Source organism: Amycolatopsis coloradensis (assembly GCF_001953865.1).
GTDB classification, from domain to species: Bacteria; Actinomycetota; Actinomycetes; order Mycobacteriales; family Pseudonocardiaceae; genus Amycolatopsis; species Amycolatopsis coloradensis.
The window spans coordinates 468,336-486,897 of the sequence record NZ_MQUQ01000015.1; the positions used below are offsets into that span (position 1 = coordinate 468,336).

The window sequence follows — 18,562 nt, forward strand, 5'->3', positions numbered from 1 at the left end:
GACACACGCCGGTGTCACTGGCTGCGCGGATCCCGACTCGGATACCTTCTGTGCGGGTAGAGCCAATGGGGAGGATCGGCGATGACGAGCACTGTGACCCGGCCGGGGCCGCCGGGGAACCCCGCCGCGCCCGCGCCACCCCCCGCGCCCGAGGGCCGCGGCGGGATCGCCGGACTGCTCGAACTGCCGGGGAACGGGATCCGCGCTATCGTCCGGTCCGCGGCGACCACCCCGGGCAGACTGTCGGTCATCGCGATCGGGCTCGTCCTGCTGTCGCTGGTCGCGGGCCTGGTCGGCACGCTGGCCGCGCAGGAAAAGAAGGACACGATCAACGGCCTGATCGACCACCGCGAGCCCCTCGCCGCCGCCGCGCAGCAGGTCTACCGCGCGCTTTCGGACGCCGACGCGACCGCGGCCAGTTCGTTCCTCTCGATCGGCACCGAGCCGCTCCCGATGCGCGAGCGATACGAACGCGACATCGCGGAGGCCGGTGCGGCGCTGGCGAAGGCGGCGTCGGACTCTTCGGGCGTCGACGAAGCGGCCGAGCAGATCAACACCCTCGGCCGCGAGATCCCCGTCTACACAGGACTGATCGAGACCGCGCGCACCTACAACCGGCAGGGATATCCCGTCGGTGCCTCGTATCTGCGTGAGGCCTCCGAGCTGATGCGGGCGAAAATCCTTCCGGCGGCACAGGATCTGTACCGCATCGACACCGACCGGCTCGCCACCGAACAGGACGACGCGACCGGATTCCCTTGGCTGGCAACGACTTTGCTGCTCGCCCTGCTCGCGGCGCTGATCGTCACGCAGGTGCACTTGACCCGGAAGACGAACCGGCTGCTGAACGTCGGGCTCGTCGTCGCGTCCGTGTCGGTGGTGGTCGCCCTGCTTTGGGGCGCGGTGGCCCTGATCGTGCAGAGCAGTCTCGTCGGCAGCGGCGAGGAAGACGGCTCGCACCAGGTGGACGTCCTCGTGCGCGCCCGGATCGCGGCGTTGCAGGCACGGGCCGACGAAACGCTGACCCTCGTCGCCCGCGGCGACGGAGCGGCGTACGAAAAGGACTTCCGTGATCTCGCCGCGCAACTCGGCGGGACCGACGGCCAGGGTGGCCTGCTGGGCGAGGCCCGCGGTCTCGCGGCGGGCGGCGGGGCCGCGGGCAAGGTGGACGAGGCGATCCAGGCCGCGTCGGCGTGGTTCAAGGCGCACGGCGAAGTGCGGCGCCAGGACGACGACGGCAGTTACCAGGACGCCGTCGACACGGCGATCCGCGACGACAAGAAGGACGGTGCCGCCGGGGCGTTCCTGCGGCTCGACACCAGCCTGGTGGCCGCGATCAACGTGGGACGGCAGGAGTTCCTCGACGACACCCGCGGCGCCGATCGCCTGCTGACCCTGCTCGCGCCGGGGATCGCGGTGCTGGCGCTGATCGCGGCGGCGGGGGCCGCGTTGGGAATCCGTGAACGGCTGAGGGAGTACCGGTGATACGGAACGGTCTGCGAGGGGCCGTGCTCGGCGCCGTCTTGGTGCTGGCGACGGCCTGCGGGAGCGCGGGGGCGCCGGTCGACCCGGCGCCGGTGGGCGACGTCGCCCCGCCTCAGCCCGCGAACGTCGGCGGGGCCGACAACGCAGGCGGTGGCGGAACGACCGACACGAGCTGCAACCCGCTGGCGAGCCTGCGGCCGACCAGCGGCACGTCGATCACCAGCGGCTCGACGATGGCGAAGATCAAGGAGAACGGCAAACTGATCGCCGGCGTCGACCAGACGACGTTCCTCTTCGGTTTCCGCAATCCCACGTCGGGCCAGCTCGAAGGCTTCGACATCGACATGGTGAACGAGATCGCTAAGGCGATCTTCGGCAGCGCGGAGGGCCGCGTGCAGTTCCGGGCGATCCCGTCGAAACTGCGGGAAGAAGTGCTGGAGAAGAAGCAGGTCGACATCGTGGTGCGGACCTACAGCATCACCTGTAGCCGACTGAAGAAGGTCAACTTCTCGACGTCGTATTACCAGGCTGGGCAACGGATCCTGGTCGAATCCGGCTCGAAGGTCGCCCAGCTCTCGGATCTCGCCGGGCGTCGGGTGTGCGCGACCAAGACGTCGACTTCGCTGACGAAGATCGCGGCGGATCCCTCGAAGCCGGTGCCGGTCTCGGTGGACAACTGGTCGGACTGCCTGGTGATGCTGCAGCAGAAGCAGGTCGAGGCCGTGTCGACGGACGACGTCATCCTCGCCGGGATGCTCGCGCAGGACCCGACGTTGAAAATCGTGGGGGACCGGTTCACCGAGGAGAACTACGGCATCGGTGTCCCGAAGGAGAACGAGGACATGGTGCGGTACGTGAACGCTGTGCTGGAAACCGTGCGCGGTGGCGCGTGGCAGGCGAGTTACGCGAAGTGGATCGGGAACAAGCTCGAAGGCGGAACGCCGCCTCAGCCGCAGTACAAGTGAGAACGGGCCGTTCGGGATCGCTCCCGAACGGCCCGCCATCGCTTCAGGGGGACTTCTCGCCGATCACCGGCGGCACCGGCTTCATGTCGCCGTCGTAGCCGCCGAACAAGACGTCGGCGTCTTCTTCCTGCAGGTAGTCCGGGGCCTTCTTTTCCTTGTCCTCTTCCTTCTGCCCCCTGCCGCCCGGGGCACCGGCACCCATCGCGCCCGGCCCACCGCTCTTGCCCGCCGCGGCCGCGCCACCCCGGGTGATGCGCTCCTCGGGCAGCTTGCCCGACCCGGACCCGCCACCCTTGCCTGCCAGCTTTTCGGCGTCACCGGCCGAAACCTTGCCACCCGCGAGCCGCTCGGCGACGTTGCCCGACCCACCGTTACGCCCGAACCCACCGCTCCCGCCGCCGGTCAACCGGCCGGCCGCGCTCCCGCCAGGCCCGCTCGGCGTCCGCCCGGGCTTGCCGCGATACTGCTCGCTCCCCAGCCGCCCGAGACCGGTGGGCCCCGGGCCGTTCATGGCCGCCAGCCCCGGATTCGGTCCGGGCCGGAACGACCCCGGTGGCCCGCTGAGCGACTGCCCTGGCCCCGGGACCCCGGTGTGCCCGCCGCCCGTGGTGATCCCCGGCCCTGGTCCAGACCCCGGCACAGGCCCCGGTCCTGGGCCTGGACCACCCGAGTAACCCGGCCCGGACCCGGGACCGCTGCCGGGCCCAGATCCCGGCCCGCCACTGAACCCCTGGACCTCACTACCCCCGGAGAACCCGGACGCCGTCGTCGAATCGCCCATTTCCGGCGGCGGGGCGAAGGTAGGCTGCTGGGAATTGACGTCGAAGAGCGACTGGTCGTAGGTGTGCATCACCTGCGCGGCCTGCTGATGCGCCTGGAACGACTGCTCCTGCTTGGCCGAGATGTTGCCGACCGTCTCCACCGCGCCCGCGAAGTTCCCCGACGAGAACTGCTGGATGGCGTTCTTGTACTCGGCGTTGCGATCGAAGGGAACCTCTTCGGGCATGGAGTTCTTCGCGGTGGTGGCCGCGGCGGCCGACTGGGAGAACCGGTTGGACGCGAGATAGGCGCCGTCGCCCGCGGTGTCGGCCCATTTGCCCAAGCTCTTGAAGAACCCGTGCGCGGCCTCCGCGGACGGCCCCTGCCAGTGGGCGCCCTCCTTGTTGGCGGCGGAGGAGAGGGCGTTGCTGAAAGTGTTCAGCGCGTTGCCCTGGTTGTTCCAGATCTCACCCTTTTGGTCGATCTTCTCCGCGGAGAGGTTGTTGTTGACCATGCCGATCAGGTCGCCGTGCGAGTTGCCTTCGTACCGCTGACCCGACGGCCCGAGCCCGCCCCGGAACTGCTGGCCCTGGGTGAGCGCCGCGGCCTGCTCGCCGGAGTACTCGCCTGCCTTCTGCTCCGCCGTCAGCCGCGCGGTGAGTTCGTTGCCGCCGGGACCCCGATTGGTCTCTTCGTAGGTCTCCGCGTAGCGCTTGCCCTCGTACGTGCGGTGGGCCTTGCCGTCGGCGCTCAGCACTGACTCGAAGTTGTCCTGACCGGCGTTCTCCGCCATGATCCCCTCCCCGGAGCTGGTTCAGTTCCCTCTTGGCAGTTTGGGTGCGGCAGCCTCCGCGACGACCATCCCGTCGGCGCAGGCTTGTTCGTTCTTCGTCTCGCGACCGACCTGGATAGGGTTCTTTGTTCCCTGTGACGTCTCAAGCTTGTCGATCCCCTCTTTGTCCACGAAGTAGAGGGAAACGTTGCCATAACGTGCTTTCTTTGCGCGGCAGCCGTTGTCGCTTTCCAGCGTTTCGGGCTTGTGTTCTTCGTATCCCCCTGACGACGTGACCTCTCGAAGTATTTCGCATGAGTCCAAACCGGCGAAGATGTCCTGGTTTCCGGAATTCGACGAGGCGGCTTGCGGAGGGCTGCCAAGTGCCTGCGTGGGTGTTCCTGGCTTCTCGATCGAGCAGGACGCCGTCGAAGACAGGGCAGCGAAGGCGGCGGTGGCGGCCATATGCCCTACTCGACCCCGTGGTGGGCCGCCAAATCGCGCTGCTGGTTGCCTCTGCGATCGCCCTTCGGGCGTGTCGCGAGTTCTCCGCCAGGACACTCTCCTTGACTTCACCTCAGCCTCCTTGTGGAAGCTGAGGGACGACCGCTTCGGCAATCGTTTTGGCTTCTGTGCAGGCTTCTACGGTGGAGCCGGTGGAAAGGGTCAGGTTCACCGTTGCTCGTGACGTGTCTGTCACGGCCAAGCCGATGAAGCAACTTCCTTCGCCGCCCACCGAAGCGACTTCGACTGCCTTTCGGCCGCCTATCTCGGTCGGGGCGATAGTTCCTCGCCCCGGTTTGATGCCCTCGATTCCAGCCTCTTTTACCAGGTAGAGTGCGATATTTCCGTGACTTCGCTTCTCTGCTCGGCAGCCGTTGTCGCTCTCGAGCGTCTCAGGTGTAGGGGCTTCATAGCCCATCGGCTGTGTGATCGGATTCAGGATCTCGCACGAGACGAGGTCGCCGAAGACGCCTTGCGCGTCCGATGACGTCGACGGTCCACTTTTCGAGGTTGACGAGCCCGCTGCCGGGATCGCGGTTCCGTTGTTGTCGGGAGAGCATGAACTGATCGAAACGGCGGCGAGGACCGTCGATGCGGTGATGAGGAGCAGCTTTGGGGCTGATGGCATTCGTGGCCTCGTCAGTCGTGGTGAATTTTCAGCAGTGTTTCTTTGTTCTGGTCGTCAGAGTTCTTGTAGTTGGTCATCGCGGTATTGATCGCGTCCAACGCCCTGGTGACGACCTCGCGTAGTGCGTCAAGTTGTGTCAGGGCGGATTGCTCGTCGCCCTCCGCGACCAGCGCGGCGTGCTTGCCTACGTCCAACGCGTAGGGACTGGTGCCGAGTTCGGGCGCCTGGGCCAACTGAATGAACATGTTGTTGTTCTTGCCCCAGTTGTCTGCGTACTCCTGAAGCGCGGCCTTGTACGCGTTGCCCATCTCCTCGCTGACCGCGAAGCGCCCCTCCTTCGCCGCCGTCACCATCGCGTCGGCCTGCGCCGAGAAATCGCCCAGTATCTGCGAGAAGTTGCCCGGCGGTCCGCCGGTGCCGTCAGTCATGGTCTCTCCCCTGTACCAAGTCCCGGTCACTCGTCGCGTTCGTCAGATCACGATATCAGCGGAAACGGCCTCGGCGGCCGGCTTCCGGCAAGGATCACGCGCTGCCGACGCGGGCGGCTTCGACCAGGTCGTGGATCCATCGTGCCAGGTGGGAGCCGTTCGTCGGGGTGAACGTGCGCCGGACTTCGCCGTCGGGGAAGCGGTCGGTGGTGAGCATGAAACGGCCCTGGACGCTGTCGAACCACTGGACGCTCTTCTGCTGCGGTTTACCCCGGTCGTCGCGCAGAGTGATGCTGACCGTGCCGAGTCGTGCGAGCGGGTGTTCGAAGAACCGGCTCGCGGCGCCAAGGCGGAGGTTGCCAGGGTCCTTGTCGAATGGGTCGTCCGGTCGCTTGGACGGGGGAAGGGTGCTGGATGTCGTCACCCGTCCGGGGAACGGCGGCAGTGACGGCAAGTTGCCGAGAAGGGCAGCGGTGACCTGTTCGGGGTAAACCGACTCGAAGAGGATGTCGAATCCGCGCTGCTGGCTCACGACGCCCAAGTGGCGGTCCCAGCACCCCCGATAGAGGTATTCGGCGTTCTGCTCGACTTCGTGCGCCTCCATGGTGACGATGAAGTCTCCCGTGCTCCAGAGCCGGAGTGCCTTTTCGTAGTCGCGCAGGAGTTCGCGGCCGCGGGCGAAGCCTCGGTCGGCCAGGTCGGCCCAGACTTCTTCGCAATGCCGCTCGCGTTCGGTGATGGTGGTACCGACGGTCGGGATTTCGAAAGGCAGCACGAATCTGCCGAGCCCGAGTTCTTCGAGTACGACGTCGAGCTGGGTCATCGACATCGAAAATGACGCAGGCACCGGTCCTCCCCCTCATCACCTGCTGAATCGGTTCTCTCTCGCACCGTAGCGGGTTCGACCCGGCGCGGGCATGCCCTGTGCTCCCAGGCCTAGACTGGGCCCGACGTCGTCGCGGGGATTTCGGGAGGTACCAGTGTCGGAGGAGCCGCGCCGTCCTCGGCACGCAGCGCCGGATGACACCAGACCGGATCGCGAGGCGGAGTCCGCCTCGTGGACGCCACCGGCGCCGGTCCGCTGGGAGACACCCGAACCGTCCATTTCCGGCAGGCTCGATCTCACCGATCCGCCGAAGCCACAGCCACAGCCACAAGCACAGCCACCACAGCAGCCGCCCCCGGAGACGGACGCCGAGCGAACGATCTTCCACGCACCGGTCCAGCGCCCGCAGACGCCGCCGCGCGGCCGGCAGCGCCCGATCCCCGGCGCCGAGGACCCGACCCGGCCGCCGGGTGAGATGGCCCCCGTCAGTCCGCAGACCCAGGTCGTCCGCCCTGCGTGGCAGGCACCCGCCGACGCGCCCCAGCCGACCAGCGTGCTCTCCTCGCCCACCCCGGAGACGCAGAGCATCATGCCGCCTGCGCCGCGCGTCGACCCCGGCCCGGGGCAGCTGCCGGATCCGGGCACGGAAAGCGTGCTCCCCGAGCGATCCAGCGAAAGCCGGGGAACCGGCACGGGCACCGGATCGGGCAGCCGGGGGACCGGCACCGGAACGGGTTCGTTCCCCGGCACCGCGCGCCGGACGTCGTCGCGCACCTCTCGCCGCGGCCGTCTCGGCGCGGGGCTCGTCGACGTCCCGCAGGTGCCGTACCGCGACCCGGCCTCCGCGGTCCTCGACAACCCGATGGTGTCGGAGGAGAAACGCTTCTGCGGCAGTTGCAGTGCCAAGGTCGGCCGCGGCAAGGACGGCGAACCCGGTTCGCCCGAGGGCAACTGCGAGAAGTGCGGGAATCCGTTCTCCTTCGTCCCGAAGCTGCGGCCGAACGAGATCGTCGGCGGCCAGTACGAGGTGCTCGGCGCGCTCGCGTACGGCGGGCTCGGCTGGATCTACCTCGCGCAGGACCACAACGTCAGCGACCGCTGGGTGGTGCTCAAGGGCCTGATCGACACCGGTGACGCCACCGCGATGGCGGCCGCCGCCAACGAGCAGCGCTTCCTCGCCGAGGTCGAGCACCCGAACATCGTCAAGATCCACAACTTCGTGCAGCACCCGGACGGCGACACCGGCAACTCCGTCGGCTACATCGTCATGGAGTACGTCGGCGGTCAGTCGCTGCGGCAGCTCGCGCTCGCGCACCACCGCGAAACGAAGCGACCGGAGCCGCTGCCGATCGGCCAGGTGATCGCCTACGGGCTCGAGATCCTGCCCGCCATGGGCTACCTGCACAGCCAGAACCTGCTGTACTGCGACCTGAAGCCCGACAACGTCATCCAGACGCACGAGCAGCTCAAGCTGATCGACCTGGGCGCGGTCCGCCGCATCGACGACTACGAGAGCCCGCTGTTCTTCACCACCGGCTACAGTGCGCCCGAACTGGCGACTCACGGCGCTTCGGTGGCGTCGGACCTTTACACCGTCGGCCGCACGCTCGCGGTCCTCAGCTTCGAGTTTTCGGGCTATACGAGCAAGTACAAGGCGACCCTGCCCGGCCCGGACGTCGTCCCGCTGTTCGCGCTCTTCGGTTCGTACTACCGCTTCCTGAGGCGCGCGACACACACCGACCCGGACCGCCGGTTCATCGCGGCCGAGGAGATGGGCGACCAGCTGACCGGCGTGCTGCGCGAGATCATGGCGCTGGGCACCGGGAAACCGCGCCCGGGGGCTTCGACCGTCTTCGGCCCGGAGACCCGCACGTTCGGCGTCGACCTGGTCGTCCCGGAACACGGCGGGAGTGTGCCGCTGCCGGATCCGGGCGAGGTGGTCTCGGGCCTGCCGATCCCGCAGGTCGACACGGACGACCCGGCGGCGGGCGTGCTCGCGTCGACGGTCGCGCTCGATCCCAGCGGCGCGATCGAGTCGCTGGCCGGCGCGCCGCGTGAGTCGATCGAGGTCCGGTTGCGGATCGTCCGGGCCCGGATCGAACTCGGCGAGCTGGTCGAGGCGCAGCGGCAGTTGCAGGCCGCGCAGTACCTCGCGATCAAGGCCGGATTCCCGCACGACTGGCGGATCGACTGGTATCGCGGGCTGATCGAGCTCGCGGGCGGCCGGTCCCGTGTCGCGCAAGTCGCGTTCGAAGCGGTGTATGACGACCTTCCCGGTGAGATCGCGCCGAAGCTGGCGTTGGCGGTCAGCGCTGAGGGGGTCGGGGACTACTTCGGCGCCGCGCGCTACTACGAGCTGGTGTGGCGAACGGACCGGTCGTACGTCAGCGCCGCCTTCGGGCTCGCTCGCGTGTACCTCGCGCAGGGTGCCCGCGCCAGCGCGATCGAGGTGCTGGAGGCCGTCCCGGCGTCGTCCACGCACTACGTCGCCGCGCAGGTGGCCGCGATCAAGATCAAGACCAGGATCAACGGCGGCGGCAAGGATCCGGTGCTGGTGTCCGAGCGAGACCTCGTCGACGCTTCGACGCGGCTCGAGCGGTTGCAGCTCGACGCCGAGCGCCGCACGCGCTTGTCGGCGGAGATCCTCGAAGCGGCGCACAGCTGGCTCAACTCGCAGAACCGGCCGACGCCGGGTGCGAAGGTGCTGGGCTGCGACCTGGACGAACGGGACCTGCGCTTCGGGCTGGAGCGTTGCTACCGGACGCTGGCCCGCTTGGCCGGAACCGTCGACCAGCGCGTCGAACTCGTCGACAAAGCCAACGCGATAAGGCCAAGGACCCTCACCTAACCCCGCGTTTCGTCCTCTAGTTGCGGTAGTTCGTAGGTCGAACTACCGCAACCAGAGGACGAAACGCTCAGGGGTTGATGTCCCACTCGCGTTCGCGCTTGGCCTTTTCGTGCGCGGCGGCGAGCTTCTGCAAGGCCTCGGGGTCCCCGTGGTTGCTGAAGTGCTCGAACTCGACCTGTACGAACAACGCCCGCGCGCGCACCGCGGCAGGGCCGTCTTCGGCGTCGAGCCGCCCGACGGCGCTCACGTAGATCTTCCGGCCCGCGACACCGTCCAGCTTCGCCGCGATGTGCAGGGTCGAGCCGACCGGAACCGGCCGGAGGAAGTCCGTCTCCAGCTTCCCGGTGACGGCGGGACGGCGCAGCAGGTTGCCGACGGTCGCGCCGAGCGCCTCGTCGAACGCACAGGCCAGCAGGCCGCCATGGGCGAGGCCGGGCGCGCCCTGGTGGGCGGAGGTGACGGTGAACTTCGAGTACACCGTCGTCCCTTCGCCCACCGTCGAGTGCAGGTGGAGCCCGGCCTCGATCTCGTCACCGCACCCGAAGCACTCACCGAAGTGGATGCCCAGATGGCTGCCCGGCTGCGGGGCTTTCGGGTGGACGGTCGCCGGTTCGACTTCGACCGGTGGCCACGGCTGCGAGATACGGCTCATGGACAGACGTTAACTCGCCGGTAGCTCCGAGGCTCCGTCGGGAGTGGCCGTTTCCGGCTTGCGACGCCGCGCGATCCGCGAGTTCACGATGCCGCGCAGCGACACCCCCGCCGTCTCCGGCAGCAGCAGGATCGGGATGGCCGCGATCGCCGCCGCGCCCATCAGGTAGTACGCGGGCCACAGGGTGTCACCGGTCGAGGTCACCAGGCTGCCGATGACGTACGACGCGGTGCCACCGAACGCGGCGGTGGAAACGCTGTACCCGATGGAGAAACCGCCGTAGCGCTCCTGCGTCGGGAACATCGCCGGCAGCGTCGCCGCCAGCACGGCCAGGATCAGCACCAGCGGCACCGCGATCATCACCAGGCCGAGCATGAGCTGCCCGGCGTTCCGGTCGTCGGCGGCCGCGCCCATCAGCGAGAACGCCGGGATCGGCAGCACCAGGAAACTCGCGCAACTCGCGATCAGGATGGGTTTTCGCCCGATCCGGTCGGACAGCATGCCGACCGGCACGATCAAGATCAGCATCAACGCGATGGTCGCCAGGATGATCAGCAACGGCGTATGCCCGCTGAACCCGACCACGTCCTTGAGATAGGTCTCCAGGTAGGTGATCACGATGTAGTCGGCCACGTTCAGCATCACCACGATGCCGATCAGGTGCAGGATCGACGTCCAGTGCTTCTTGAGCAGTGCCTTCAGCGGCGACTTCTCGACCTGCTGCTTCTGCTCGATCTCCAGGAATAGCGGAGTGTCCTCCAGCTTGTTCCGCAGGTAGAGACCGACGATGCCGAGCGGCCCGGCGATCAGGAACGGCAGCCGCCAGCCCCATTCGCGCATGGCGTCGTCGCCGAGGACCACGGTGAAGATCGTGACGAAGCCGGCGCCCATCGCGAACCCGACGAGCGTGCCGAACTCCAGCCAGCTGCCCCAGAAACCCCGGCGCCGCGCGGGGGCGTACTCGGCGATGAACGTCGCCGCGCCGCCGTATTCACCGCCCGCCGAAAAGCCCTGGATGGTGCGCAACAGGATCAGCGCGACCGCCGCGGCAGGTCCGATCGTGGCGTAGGACGGCAGCAGGCCGATGACGAACGTCGAACCGGACATCAGGATGATCGTCAGCGCGAGCACCTTCTGGCGCCCGATCTTGTCCCCCAGCGGACCGAACACGAAGCTGCCGAACGGCCGCACGATAAACGTGATCGCGAGGACCGCGAACGTCGCCAGCGCGCCCTCTGAAGTGCTTGAAGCGTTGAAGAAGACCTGCCCGAGGATCGCGGGCATGAAGCCGAAGACACCGAAGTCGTACCACTCGATGCAGTTACCCATCGCCGCTCCGGCGACGGCCTTTCTGATCTGCTCAGGAGGGGCCTCCGCGGGTTCCCCTTTTTCCTGATGCGCCGCGCTCAGCGCCTCTTCGGCCATGGGTTTGACCTCCCGACCCACCCGTTTACTTACCCACCGTCGACGGTTTGTTCCCTCGACCGTAGGTGCTCAAACGTAGGTATTCAGCGTTTTGCATCGATCGCGCGAGCGCCGTTCCCCCAAAACGGTGATATACCGCCAGTTGAAACCGACGTGAGAAAACTTCCGATTACTTTCGGTAACGCCTCAGGAATCGGACGTTCCGGACGGGGATCAGCGGTTCGTCGTGACCGCCGTCGTTGGCCCGCTCAGCTCCTTCGTCGGGCTGGGAGCGCGCGGCGGGACGGCCGTGGTCATCCGGCCCGGCTGCGAGGTCCTGGGCGGTGAGTGCGTCTGGCCCGGCTTCGGCACCGTCCCCTGGACGGGCGGCTCAGCGGAGACTTCCGGCCGGGGCGGCACCTCGGAAGGCGCCGGCGGCACCGGTGCCGGGGAGATGGTCGACAGGCCAGGTCCGGCGGGCGGCACCGGCGCCGGCCCTTCACCGCCGCGACCGCCGACGGCGATCGCGCCGAGCACGATCACCGCGACCGTCGCCAGCGAACTCCCCGCCACGGCCAACCGCTTGCGCCGCCGCCGGATCCGGCCACCCTGCTCGATGATGTCCGCCGCCCGGATGCCCAGCGGGGGACCGCTCTCGCCGTGCGAAAGCACGCTCTTGACGTCCTCGTCCATCTCCTCACCTCCCATCGCCGCGCGCTCCGCTCAAGGCCGATTCGCTGAAATGCGGGCCGAGCCGCTTGCGCAGGGTCGCCAGCCCCCGCGCGCCCTGGCTCTTCACGTTCCCGGTGCTGCATCCCAGCGCCGCCGCTGTCTCCTCGACGCTGAGATCTTCGAAGTAGCGCAGCACCAGCACGGCCCGCTGCTTCGGGGCGATGCCGGACAGGGCGTGCCTGACCAGCATCTCCTGTTCCGTACCGCTCGTTTCACCCGGGACTTCGGGCAGGGTGTCGGTGAGCTTCTCCCGTTTGCGCCAGACGCGCCGGTGCTCGGAGAGGAACGTCCGCAGCACGATCTTGCGCGCGTAGCCGTCGAGCGCGTCGTGCCGGGAGAGCCTCGGCCAAGCCAGGTACAGCTTCAGCAGCGCTGCCTGGGTGATGTCCTCGGCCTGGTGCCAGTCGCCGCACAGGAGGTACGCGGTGGCACGCAGGCTGTGCGCGCGCTCGTCGAAGTACCGGGCGAACTCGCCGTCCCACGGCGAGCCCGTCCCGGTCTTCGACGAGCGGCTCGGCGACACCTAGTTACCGGCTCCTTCGACGATCGCGGGGAGGTTCAGGTCCCCGGTCGGCCCGGCGGGGACGGCCTTCGGGACGCGGTGCTCGCCAGGGGCGGCGACCGACGGGGTCTCCTGGGCGGGACGCGGGGCTGTGGTGGCGCGGGGCGGCTCGCCCGGCTTCGCGGTGGTGGGAGCCGGGGCCGGTGCCTGAGTGACCGTGGGCGACGGCGCGCTCTGGTCGGCCGACGCCAGCGACGTGGTCGCGAAGGCGGCGCCGCCCGCGAGCAGCAGCGCGCCGAGGGAAAGAGCGATACGAGTACGCAAGGGTGTCTCCTCGATCCGGGCGCCGCTCATTGGCCGCGGCGCCTTACGTCGTTAGACATGCGTCCCGCCCGCCGCCGGGTTGCATCGACTTTTTCGGAAGTTTCACGACACCGTCCGCCCAAGGGCACTTCGCGCCCGACGGAGACTTCACCGCGGCGGACAGACACGAACGGCCGGAGACCATGGAGGTCTCCGGCCGCCCGGATTCGCGGAAGTAAGTCAGCTTCCCAGCGCGGACAGCTTCGTCCACTCGGCCCAGTCGTAGGTCCAGTCGCTGTAGTCACGCGCCCGGTTGATCTTCACCGTGCTGCCCTCGATCTCGACGGGGTCACCGACGAGCGCGCCCGCCATGTACTCCTTGGCGTTCGCCGGCGCGAGGTTCACACAGCCGTGGGAGATGTTCTTCTTGCCCTGCGCCCAGATCGAGGGCCCGTAGCCGTGGATGAACTCGCCGTTGGTCGAGAACCGCACCGCGGACGGCACGACGATGTTCTCGTAGTTGTAGCGCTCGTTGGTCATCGAGTAGGTGTCGTGCTTGGACATCACCACGTGCGTGCCGCTCGGGGTGACCCGGCCCTGGTCGGCGTCGAGGCCGTAACTGGCCGGGTAGTCCGCGATCTGCCGGCCGTCGCGGATCACCACGAGCCGGTGGGTCTGGGTGTTGCCCTTGACGACCTGCGAGCGCCCGATCGCGAAGCTCGCCGAGCGGTCTTCCTTGCCGTACACGCCTTCGCCGATCTTGACGCCGTAGATCTTGGCGTTGAACTTCACAGTGGTGCCGGGCTGCCAGTACGCCTTCGGCCGCCAGTGCACCGAGGTGTCGTCGTGGACCCAGGCCCAGGAGCCCTCCGTCTTCGGCGTGGTCTCGACGGAGAGCGCCTTCTCGACCGAAGCCTTGTCGGTGACCTTGCTCGGGAAGGTCAGTGTGATCGGCATGGCGACGCCGTAGGTCTGCCCGTCGAAGACGTTGATGTTCGCGCCGACCTGCTTGCGCGGCTTGACCGTGGTGAAGGCGCCGCCGACCTCGACGGGCTTCCCGTCGGTGCCGGTGGCCTTGCCGGACCACGTGTAGGTCTTGCCGTAACCGAGCTGTTCGGTGGTGGTCCAGCTCTTCTTGTCCTCGGTGGGCTGCCCGGCGACCTGCTTGCCCTCCGGGTTGGTCAGCACGATCTGGTCGAGCGTGCCGTCGGCGACGCTGACCTTGATCGGCTGGCCGGGCGCGACGTCTTGAGCGCCGGCCGCGGGCTCGTAGGTCAATCTGGCGGGCGCGGGCGCCTGTCCGCCGGTCTCGCCGCTGAGCGGGCCGCCGCCCTCCGGCCCGCTGGCCGACACGGTCGGCTCGCTGCTGCACGCCCCCAGCGTCAGAACGGCCACCAGCCCCAGTGCCGCGATCGCCGCGCGGCGGCGGGCGGTTTCAGTGAACCTCAAAGCTTCCCCTTTGCTCCCCTAGTACACCGATCATGACGTCCGGACCGCCCTGGAAGTTGAGCCCACGGAGAGTGATGCGAGTCACAATCGGGTGCATCATAGTTCACGATCGGGGCATGCCCGACTTCGGTCCGTGTCCGGCGTTGACCTGAGGTCGGCGCACGGCGACAGGCTAATGAGGGGGTCCGACAAAAGACGGAGCGGTATACGACGTTCCGGTGACCTTGGTACTCGGGGGTGCTCAGAGTCCGATCACGGGCTTCAAATATGGCCAGATCCCGGTACGCTGCCATCAGGCCGTCGTTTTGCGTGTTCGTGGCTTCACACTCGCGGAACTTCTGACGCGAGCCATGAGCCGGTGACGCGCTCTTCGCTCGACTCGTTGGAACCGCCCGGGACGGTCTGGGTGTCACTTCGGTGGCACTCGAAGCGGATGTGCAACGAGGAGTACAGCGGTGGCGCAAGGCACTGTGAAGTGGTTCAACGCGGAGAAGGGCTTCGGCTTCATCGCGCAGGATGGCGGCGAGGGCGACGTCTTCGTTCACTACTCGGAGATCGAGGGCCGCGGTTTCCGCACTCTCGAAGAGAACCAGCGAGTGGAGTTCGAGGTCGGTCAGGGCCAGAAGGGCCCGCAGGCCCAAAAGGTCCGCGCGATCTGAGTCCGCCCTTCGGCGTTGCTCAGACTGAACAGAAAAGCCCCCGGCGTTCTCGCCGGGGGCTTTTCTCTGGCTTTGGAAGTTTCTTCCGGTGTGCTGTTCCGTTCCGGGGGGACGGGGTCAGCGGGGGACGGGCTGCTCGAACGCGTCGGCGTCGAAGTGGAATTCGTCGGTGTGGGCTTCTTCGTGGCGGCGCTGCTGGGCCGAGTTGGCCTGCGATTCCCACGAGAGGCGCTCGAGGATCCATTCCTGCGCCAGCGCCTGCGGTGACAGGTTTCGTTCCTGAGCGGCGTCCTTGAGCTGTTCCATGGCGATGAGGTTCATCCGCAGCTGGAACACCTGCGCTTCGCCGAAGCGCTTGCCGGTGCCGGTGCTCTCCGGGTCGTTGTCGGGGGCGAGGGCACGAAGGTAGCTGGTGAGCTCCGTGTCTTCGACGACCGCTTCGGCCTCCTTGGTGGAGGAGTTGCGGTGACGACCGGGGTTGACCGGCTTGAGGTTCGTGCGGCTGCCGCTACGACGGCTCAGGGAGGGAAGGGGCACCGGGCCACGATAACGGTTCGGTCTCGGCAAACCAACCACAGTGAGCCACGACACACCTCTTTCTTTTCCCCGAACGGCCCAATCCCCACAAGAAATCCTTTTCCCGTGATCACAAAACGCGATCGGCAATCTGAATGAGAGCCATCCACGTGACCTGAGACCGGGCATGCGATCGAACCGAGTTCGGGGGTAGCCCCCAAACACGGAGCGACCCCCGCGCCAGGGGGAGGAACGCGGGGGTCGGAGGGGATCTCCACAGGCGCTGACCGGGGGTGTGTCAGCAAATCAATTGTTGCACGGTTTGCTGAGAAGGGCGAGTGGGCGCGGGCAGAATTCCGGTCGGGGCGTCACCTGTGGTTCCCCTGTGATTCATGTGATGCCGGTGCACGCGTGATCGCTCTGCGTTGTGCGGAGCGTGGCGACAGGTTCACTCTCCGGGGGGCTGTGTGTCGCGGCCGGCTCTGGTTAGCCTCGCGGCCAAGCTGTTCGTTGGCCGTCTGGAGGAACCATGGGTGGGTCTGTGGAAGTTCGACAGTTCCTCCTTCGGTACGAAGGTGCCGATGGGGGAAGTTCGACAACGTTGGCGGGTGGCCTGCCGGCGCAGCGCACGGGTCAGGGGGATACCCAGCGGGTGTCCGACGACCAGGTGCGGCGCGCTCGGCTGGCGGTGGCCAATGGCGCGCTGGGTGTCGATGATTGTGTCCAGTTGCTGGACATGCTGGGGTTGACGCTGGATGAGGACGGGCAGGCGCCCGTTCAGCGCTGAGTTCGTTCGCTAGCCCGGTCGCGTGGTGTGTTCACCGCGTGGCCGGGCTTTCGTTTGCGCTTGACGGGTGGTTCGCCGGCAAGCGCGTCGGCGCGGGAAATCCGGGACGGCGCAGGTCCTCGGCGGGAAGTTCTTGACCTCTCCGGAACTCGCCGAAGGTCGTCGCGGAGCTGTTCGGGACTTCCCGCACCGGCTCTTCGAGTTCGCTCTGCCGTCCGCGATGGCGGCTCTCGACGCGGCTTCCGCGGTCCGTGCCTACTCGCGGTCATCGGCGCGTGGGCGCGCGTCCACCTTTCGGGCGCCGACGACTCCGGTCGCCTGGCTGATCCGCTCTTCCGTCTCGCGGACGTCGCGGACGCGGGTGGTCTCGCGTTGTTCGCCGGATGGCAACTCGCCGGACGTCCGGAAGACGACGTCGAGCGCCTGGCGATCGCGCTCGTGGTCTTCCGCGGCGGTGTCCACTTCGCCGCCCTGCCCGAGGCCGTCGTCGCGGACCCGGAAGGCGGACGTGGGCGCCTCCCGCGCACCGCGTGGCCGAACTCGTCGTCACCCTCTCGGACACCGAGCGGAGGAGCTTCGGCGACGTCTCGCCGCCCTTCGGGTCACCTCGGCCCTGATATCCTGAACTCGCCGCGTTCTCGCAGGTCCCAGCCCTGCGAACAACTAGAGGACCCCCTGTGCGAGAGCTGAAACAGGCGTGTCCTATAGTTATGTTCGCTCCCGGGGACACCGGAGAGCGCGGGTCGGTCGGTTCGCCGAAACCGAACCGGGCTCCCATCGTCCAGCGGCCTAGGACTCCGCCCTTTCAAGGCGGCAACGCGGGTTCGAATCCCGTTGGGAGTACGCAGTACAGTTACAAAGCAGTACGCAAGGCCCTGTGGCGCAGTTGGTTAGCGCGTCGCCCTGTCACGGCGAAGGTCGCGGGTTCGAGTCCCGTCAGGGTCGCAAGATCGTTCGGCTCCAGGCCGGCGTTCCCGGCCAGGTAGCTCAGTTGGTACGAGCGTCCGCCTGAAAAGCGGAAGGTCGCCGGTTCGACCCCGGCCCTGGCCACCGCTCTTGAAACCGTCTTGACCCAGGTCAAGGCGGTTTTTTCACGCCTGGGGCCGATTTCGGGTCTACAGCACCGCGCGCCGCGGGGCTTGGCGTTCTACTTGCCGGTCCGCTGCTGATCCAGTCGGTGAACGCGGTCACGTCGGTGTAGCTGCCCGGCGTCCACCTCGCCGCCCTTCGTGTGGTCGGCGGTCACCAACCACTGCGGCGCGATCAGTGACGCACCGCGGTTGTTTCCGTCGCGTCCACCGCCCACGATCAACGGCTGTACGCCCAAAGGGGATCGCCGACCCGAGTACGACGGCGGCTCCAGCCAGTAGACCGGCAAGAAGGGAACGAGTCCTCACTTGTTTCTCCTTCCACAACGGCGTCGGCCACCGGCACACTCCGGAAGTCGGTGGCCATTGCCAGTTGCCTCAACGGCTTCCACGACCTTGACTTCGAGCTAGGTAGAGGTGTCAACCTTGCAGCATGACAATCGCACCTGAGCAGGTCGACGAATGGACTGTCGGCACCCTCGACCTCGACGCGTACCTCGGCCGGATCGGTCAGGGTCCCGCGAAGCCTTCCGCCGCCGCGTTGCGTGAGCTGGCGAAGGCGCACGTCCTCGCCGTTCCGTTCGAGAACGTCGACGTCGTTTTGGGGCAGCACAGGGGAATCGCACTCGAAGACGTGATCGGCAAGCTCGTCCGCCGTCATCGCGGCGGCTACTGCTACGAGCACGGAAGCCTGTTCGCGGCGGCCGCCGAGCGGCTCGGCTATCCCGTGCGACGGCTCGTGGCGCGGGTGCAGCCGCAGAAGAACGGACCGTACACGCATATGACCCTCGCGATCGAGGCCGACGGCGTCCAGCACCTGGTCGACGTCGGTTTCGGCGCCGGGATGCTGGTTCCGATGCCACTGGTCGACGGTGCCGTGGTGGACCAGGCGGGCTGGCCGCACCGGCTCGTCGCCGACGGCGACTGGTGGCGCCTCCAGAAGCTGGAAGGCGACGACTGGACCGACTTGCACGCCTTCACACTCACGCCGATGCACCGGATCGACTACGAGGTCTACCACCACTACACGTCGACGCATCCGCGGTCGCCGTTCACCGGACAGCTGGTGATCATGCGGCTGGAAGAAGGGCTCAGCCGCAAGCTGATCGGCGACGAGTTCATCGTCGAGCGTCCGGACGGGACCAAGGAGACCACCACGATCCCGCCCGAACGGCTCGACGCGACACTGCGCGAGATGGACGTCGTGCTGACCGAAGAGGAACTCGCGAAGCTGCTGAAGGTCTACCCGGGGTGA

The 18,562-nt window shown here is 67.6% G+C and carries 19 protein-coding genes and 3 tRNA genes; 9 read left to right on the forward strand and 13 right to left on the reverse strand.

The genetic code is table 11. The features are described 5' to 3' along the window. Nucleotides 1-81: 81 nt before the first annotated feature. Together BS329_RS27805 and BS329_RS27810 are read left to right on the forward strand one after the other, a co-directional pair. The gene (locus tag BS329_RS27805; protein ID WP_076164170.1) at nt 82-1,485 is read left to right on the forward strand and encodes a hypothetical protein; all 1,404 of its coding nucleotides are present in this window, start codon (nt 82-84) and stop codon (nt 1,483-1,485) included. Then, nucleotides 1,485-2,450, forward strand: coding sequence for a glutamate ABC transporter substrate-binding protein (locus tag BS329_RS27810; protein ID WP_076164486.1), 966 nt, complete (start codon nt 1,485-1,487; stop codon nt 2,448-2,450). The genes BS329_RS27805 and BS329_RS27810 overlap by 1 nt, the downstream gene beginning before the upstream one ends. A 43-nt stretch (nt 2,451-2,493) precedes the next feature. Here BS329_RS27810 and BS329_RS27815 read toward each other — a convergent pair whose 3' ends face one another. The 5 genes from BS329_RS27815 to BS329_RS27830 form a co-directional block, all read right to left on the reverse strand. After that, entirely contained in the window at nt 2,494-4,002 is a 1,509-nt protein-coding gene (locus BS329_RS27815; protein WP_084750228.1) for a hypothetical protein, read from the reverse strand. A gap of 21 nt (nt 4,003-4,023) precedes the next feature. Next, a complete protein-coding gene (locus BS329_RS42820; RefSeq protein ID WP_143253220.1) occupies nt 4,024-4,446 on the reverse strand; it encodes a DUF3558 domain-containing protein in 423 nt (140 codons plus the stop codon). A 112-nt stretch (nt 4,447-4,558) separates the two neighbouring features. Continuing rightward, nucleotides 4,559-5,113, reverse strand: coding sequence for a DUF3558 domain-containing protein (locus tag BS329_RS42825; protein ID WP_076164171.1), 555 nt, complete (start codon nt 5,111-5,113; stop codon nt 4,559-4,561). 11 nt (nt 5,114-5,124) lie between these two features. Beyond that, complete coding sequence (locus tag BS329_RS43520; RefSeq protein WP_076164172.1) at nt 5,125-5,541, reverse strand: hypothetical protein; 417 nt, start codon at nt 5,539-5,541, stop codon at nt 5,125-5,127. A 94-nt stretch (nt 5,542-5,635) separates the two neighbouring features. Continuing rightward, complete coding sequence (locus BS329_RS27830; protein ID WP_244197314.1) at nt 5,636-6,388, reverse strand: ESX secretion-associated protein EspG; 753 nt, start codon at nt 6,386-6,388, stop codon at nt 5,636-5,638. A 133-nt stretch (nt 6,389-6,521) separates the two neighbouring features. Here BS329_RS27830 and BS329_RS27835 point away from each other — a divergent pair, with 133 nt between their 5' ends. Beyond that, a complete protein-coding gene (locus BS329_RS27835) occupies nt 6,522-9,215 on the forward strand; it encodes a serine/threonine-protein kinase (RefSeq protein ID WP_076164174.1) in 2,694 nt (897 codons plus the stop codon). A 67-nt stretch (nt 9,216-9,282) separates the two neighbouring features. On the opposite strand, the gene BS329_RS27840 is transcribed toward BS329_RS27835, so the two are convergent. The 6 genes from BS329_RS27840 to BS329_RS27865 form a co-directional block, all read right to left on the reverse strand. Beyond that, entirely contained in the window at nt 9,283-9,867 is a 585-nt protein-coding gene (locus BS329_RS27840; protein WP_076164175.1) for a PaaI family thioesterase, read from the reverse strand. A 9-nt stretch (nt 9,868-9,876) separates the two neighbouring features. Then, the gene (locus tag BS329_RS27845; protein ID WP_076164176.1) at nt 9,877-11,292 is read right to left on the reverse strand and encodes an MFS transporter; all 1,416 of its coding nucleotides are present in this window, start codon (nt 11,290-11,292) and stop codon (nt 9,877-9,879) included. Nucleotides 11,293-11,505: 213 nt separating this feature from the next. Further along, a complete protein-coding gene (locus BS329_RS27850; protein WP_244197315.1) occupies nt 11,506-11,964 on the reverse strand; it encodes a hypothetical protein in 459 nt (152 codons plus the stop codon). Nucleotides 11,965-11,968: 4 nt separating this feature from the next. Then, complete coding sequence (locus tag BS329_RS27855; protein WP_076164178.1) at nt 11,969-12,526, reverse strand: SigE family RNA polymerase sigma factor; 558 nt, start codon at nt 12,524-12,526, stop codon at nt 11,969-11,971. Beyond that, a complete protein-coding gene (locus tag BS329_RS27860) occupies nt 12,527-12,859 on the reverse strand; it encodes a hypothetical protein (protein ID WP_076164179.1) in 333 nt (110 codons plus the stop codon). It abuts the gene before it with no gap. A 189-nt stretch (nt 12,860-13,048) separates the two neighbouring features. Continuing rightward, the gene (locus BS329_RS27865) at nt 13,049-14,257 is read right to left on the reverse strand and encodes a L,D-transpeptidase (protein ID WP_076164180.1); all 1,209 of its coding nucleotides are present in this window, start codon (nt 14,255-14,257) and stop codon (nt 13,049-13,051) included. Between the two features lie 455 nt (nt 14,258-14,712). Here BS329_RS27865 and BS329_RS27870 point away from each other — a divergent pair, with 455 nt between their 5' ends. Next, the gene (locus BS329_RS27870; protein WP_003097368.1) at nt 14,713-14,916 is read left to right on the forward strand and encodes a cold-shock protein; all 204 of its coding nucleotides are present in this window, start codon (nt 14,713-14,715) and stop codon (nt 14,914-14,916) included. A 117-nt stretch (nt 14,917-15,033) separates the two neighbouring features. On the opposite strand, the gene BS329_RS27875 is transcribed toward BS329_RS27870, so the two are convergent. Further along, a complete protein-coding gene (locus BS329_RS27875) occupies nt 15,034-15,453 on the reverse strand; it encodes a hypothetical protein (protein ID WP_076164181.1) in 420 nt (139 codons plus the stop codon). 508 nt (nt 15,454-15,961) lie between these two features. Between BS329_RS27875 and BS329_RS27880 the strand changes: the two genes are divergently transcribed. Continuing rightward, nucleotides 15,962-16,219, forward strand: a complete 258-nt coding sequence (locus BS329_RS27880) for a hypothetical protein (RefSeq protein ID WP_076164182.1) — start codon at nt 15,962-15,964, stop codon at nt 16,217-16,219. Between the two features lie 255 nt (nt 16,220-16,474). Here the strand turns inward: BS329_RS27880 and BS329_RS43525 are convergent, their stop codons facing one another. Then, nucleotides 16,475-16,681, reverse strand: a complete 207-nt coding sequence (locus tag BS329_RS43525; RefSeq protein ID WP_076164183.1) for a hypothetical protein — start codon at nt 16,679-16,681, stop codon at nt 16,475-16,477. A gap of 308 nt (nt 16,682-16,989) precedes the next feature. Between BS329_RS43525 and BS329_RS27890 the strand changes: the two genes are divergently transcribed. The 4 genes from BS329_RS27890 (at nt 16,990) to BS329_RS27910 (ending at nt 18,562) form a co-directional block, all read left to right on the forward strand. Further along, a tRNA-Glu gene (locus BS329_RS27890) sits at nt 16,990-17,062 on the forward strand. Nucleotides 17,063-17,090: 28 nt separating this feature from the next. Continuing rightward, nucleotides 17,091-17,164, forward strand: a tRNA-Asp gene (locus BS329_RS27895). 31 nt (nt 17,165-17,195) lie between these two features. Further along, nucleotides 17,196-17,269: transfer RNA gene (locus BS329_RS27900), tRNA-Phe, on the forward strand. 471 nt (nt 17,270-17,740) lie between these two features. Further along, on the forward strand, nt 17,741-18,562 hold the full coding sequence (locus tag BS329_RS27910; RefSeq protein ID WP_076164185.1) for an arylamine N-acetyltransferase family protein: 822 nt from the start codon (nt 17,741-17,743) through the stop codon (nt 18,560-18,562).

Bases quoted from the DNA above. Each gene is read 5' to 3' on its own strand.
- BS329_RS27840 (WP_076164175.1), bottom strand. From the start codon at position 9,867: ATGAGCCGTATCTCGCAGCCGTGGCCACCGGTCGAAGTCGAACCGGCG.
- BS329_RS27805 (WP_076164170.1), top strand. From the start codon at position 82: ATGACGAGCACTGTGACCCGGCCGGGGCCGCCGGGGAACCCCGCCGCG.
- BS329_RS27845 (WP_076164176.1), bottom strand. From the start codon at position 11,292: ATGGCCGAAGAGGCGCTGAGCGCGGCGCATCAGGAAAAAGGGGAACCC.
- BS329_RS27910 (WP_076164185.1), top strand. From the start codon at position 17,741: ATGACAATCGCACCTGAGCAGGTCGACGAATGGACTGTCGGCACCCTC.
- BS329_RS27815 (WP_084750228.1), bottom strand. From the start codon at position 4,002: ATGGCGGAGAACGCCGGTCAGGACAACTTCGAGTCAGTGCTGAGCGCC.
- BS329_RS27860 (WP_076164179.1), bottom strand. From the start codon at position 12,859: ATGAGCGGCGCCCGGATCGAGGAGACACCCTTGCGTACTCGTATCGCT.
- BS329_RS42825 (WP_076164171.1), bottom strand. From the start codon at position 5,113: ATGCCATCAGCCCCAAAGCTGCTCCTCATCACCGCATCGACGGTCCTC.
- BS329_RS27850 (WP_244197315.1), bottom strand. From the start codon at position 11,964: ATGGACGAGGACGTCAAGAGCGTGCTTTCGCACGGCGAGAGCGGTCCC.
- BS329_RS42820 (WP_143253220.1), bottom strand. From the start codon at position 4,446: ATGGCCGCCACCGCCGCCTTCGCTGCCCTGTCTTCGACGGCGTCCTGC.
- BS329_RS43520 (WP_076164172.1), bottom strand. From the start codon at position 5,541: ATGACTGACGGCACCGGCGGACCGCCGGGCAACTTCTCGCAGATACTG.
- BS329_RS27880 (WP_076164182.1), top strand. From the start codon at position 15,962: ATGGGTGGGTCTGTGGAAGTTCGACAGTTCCTCCTTCGGTACGAAGGT.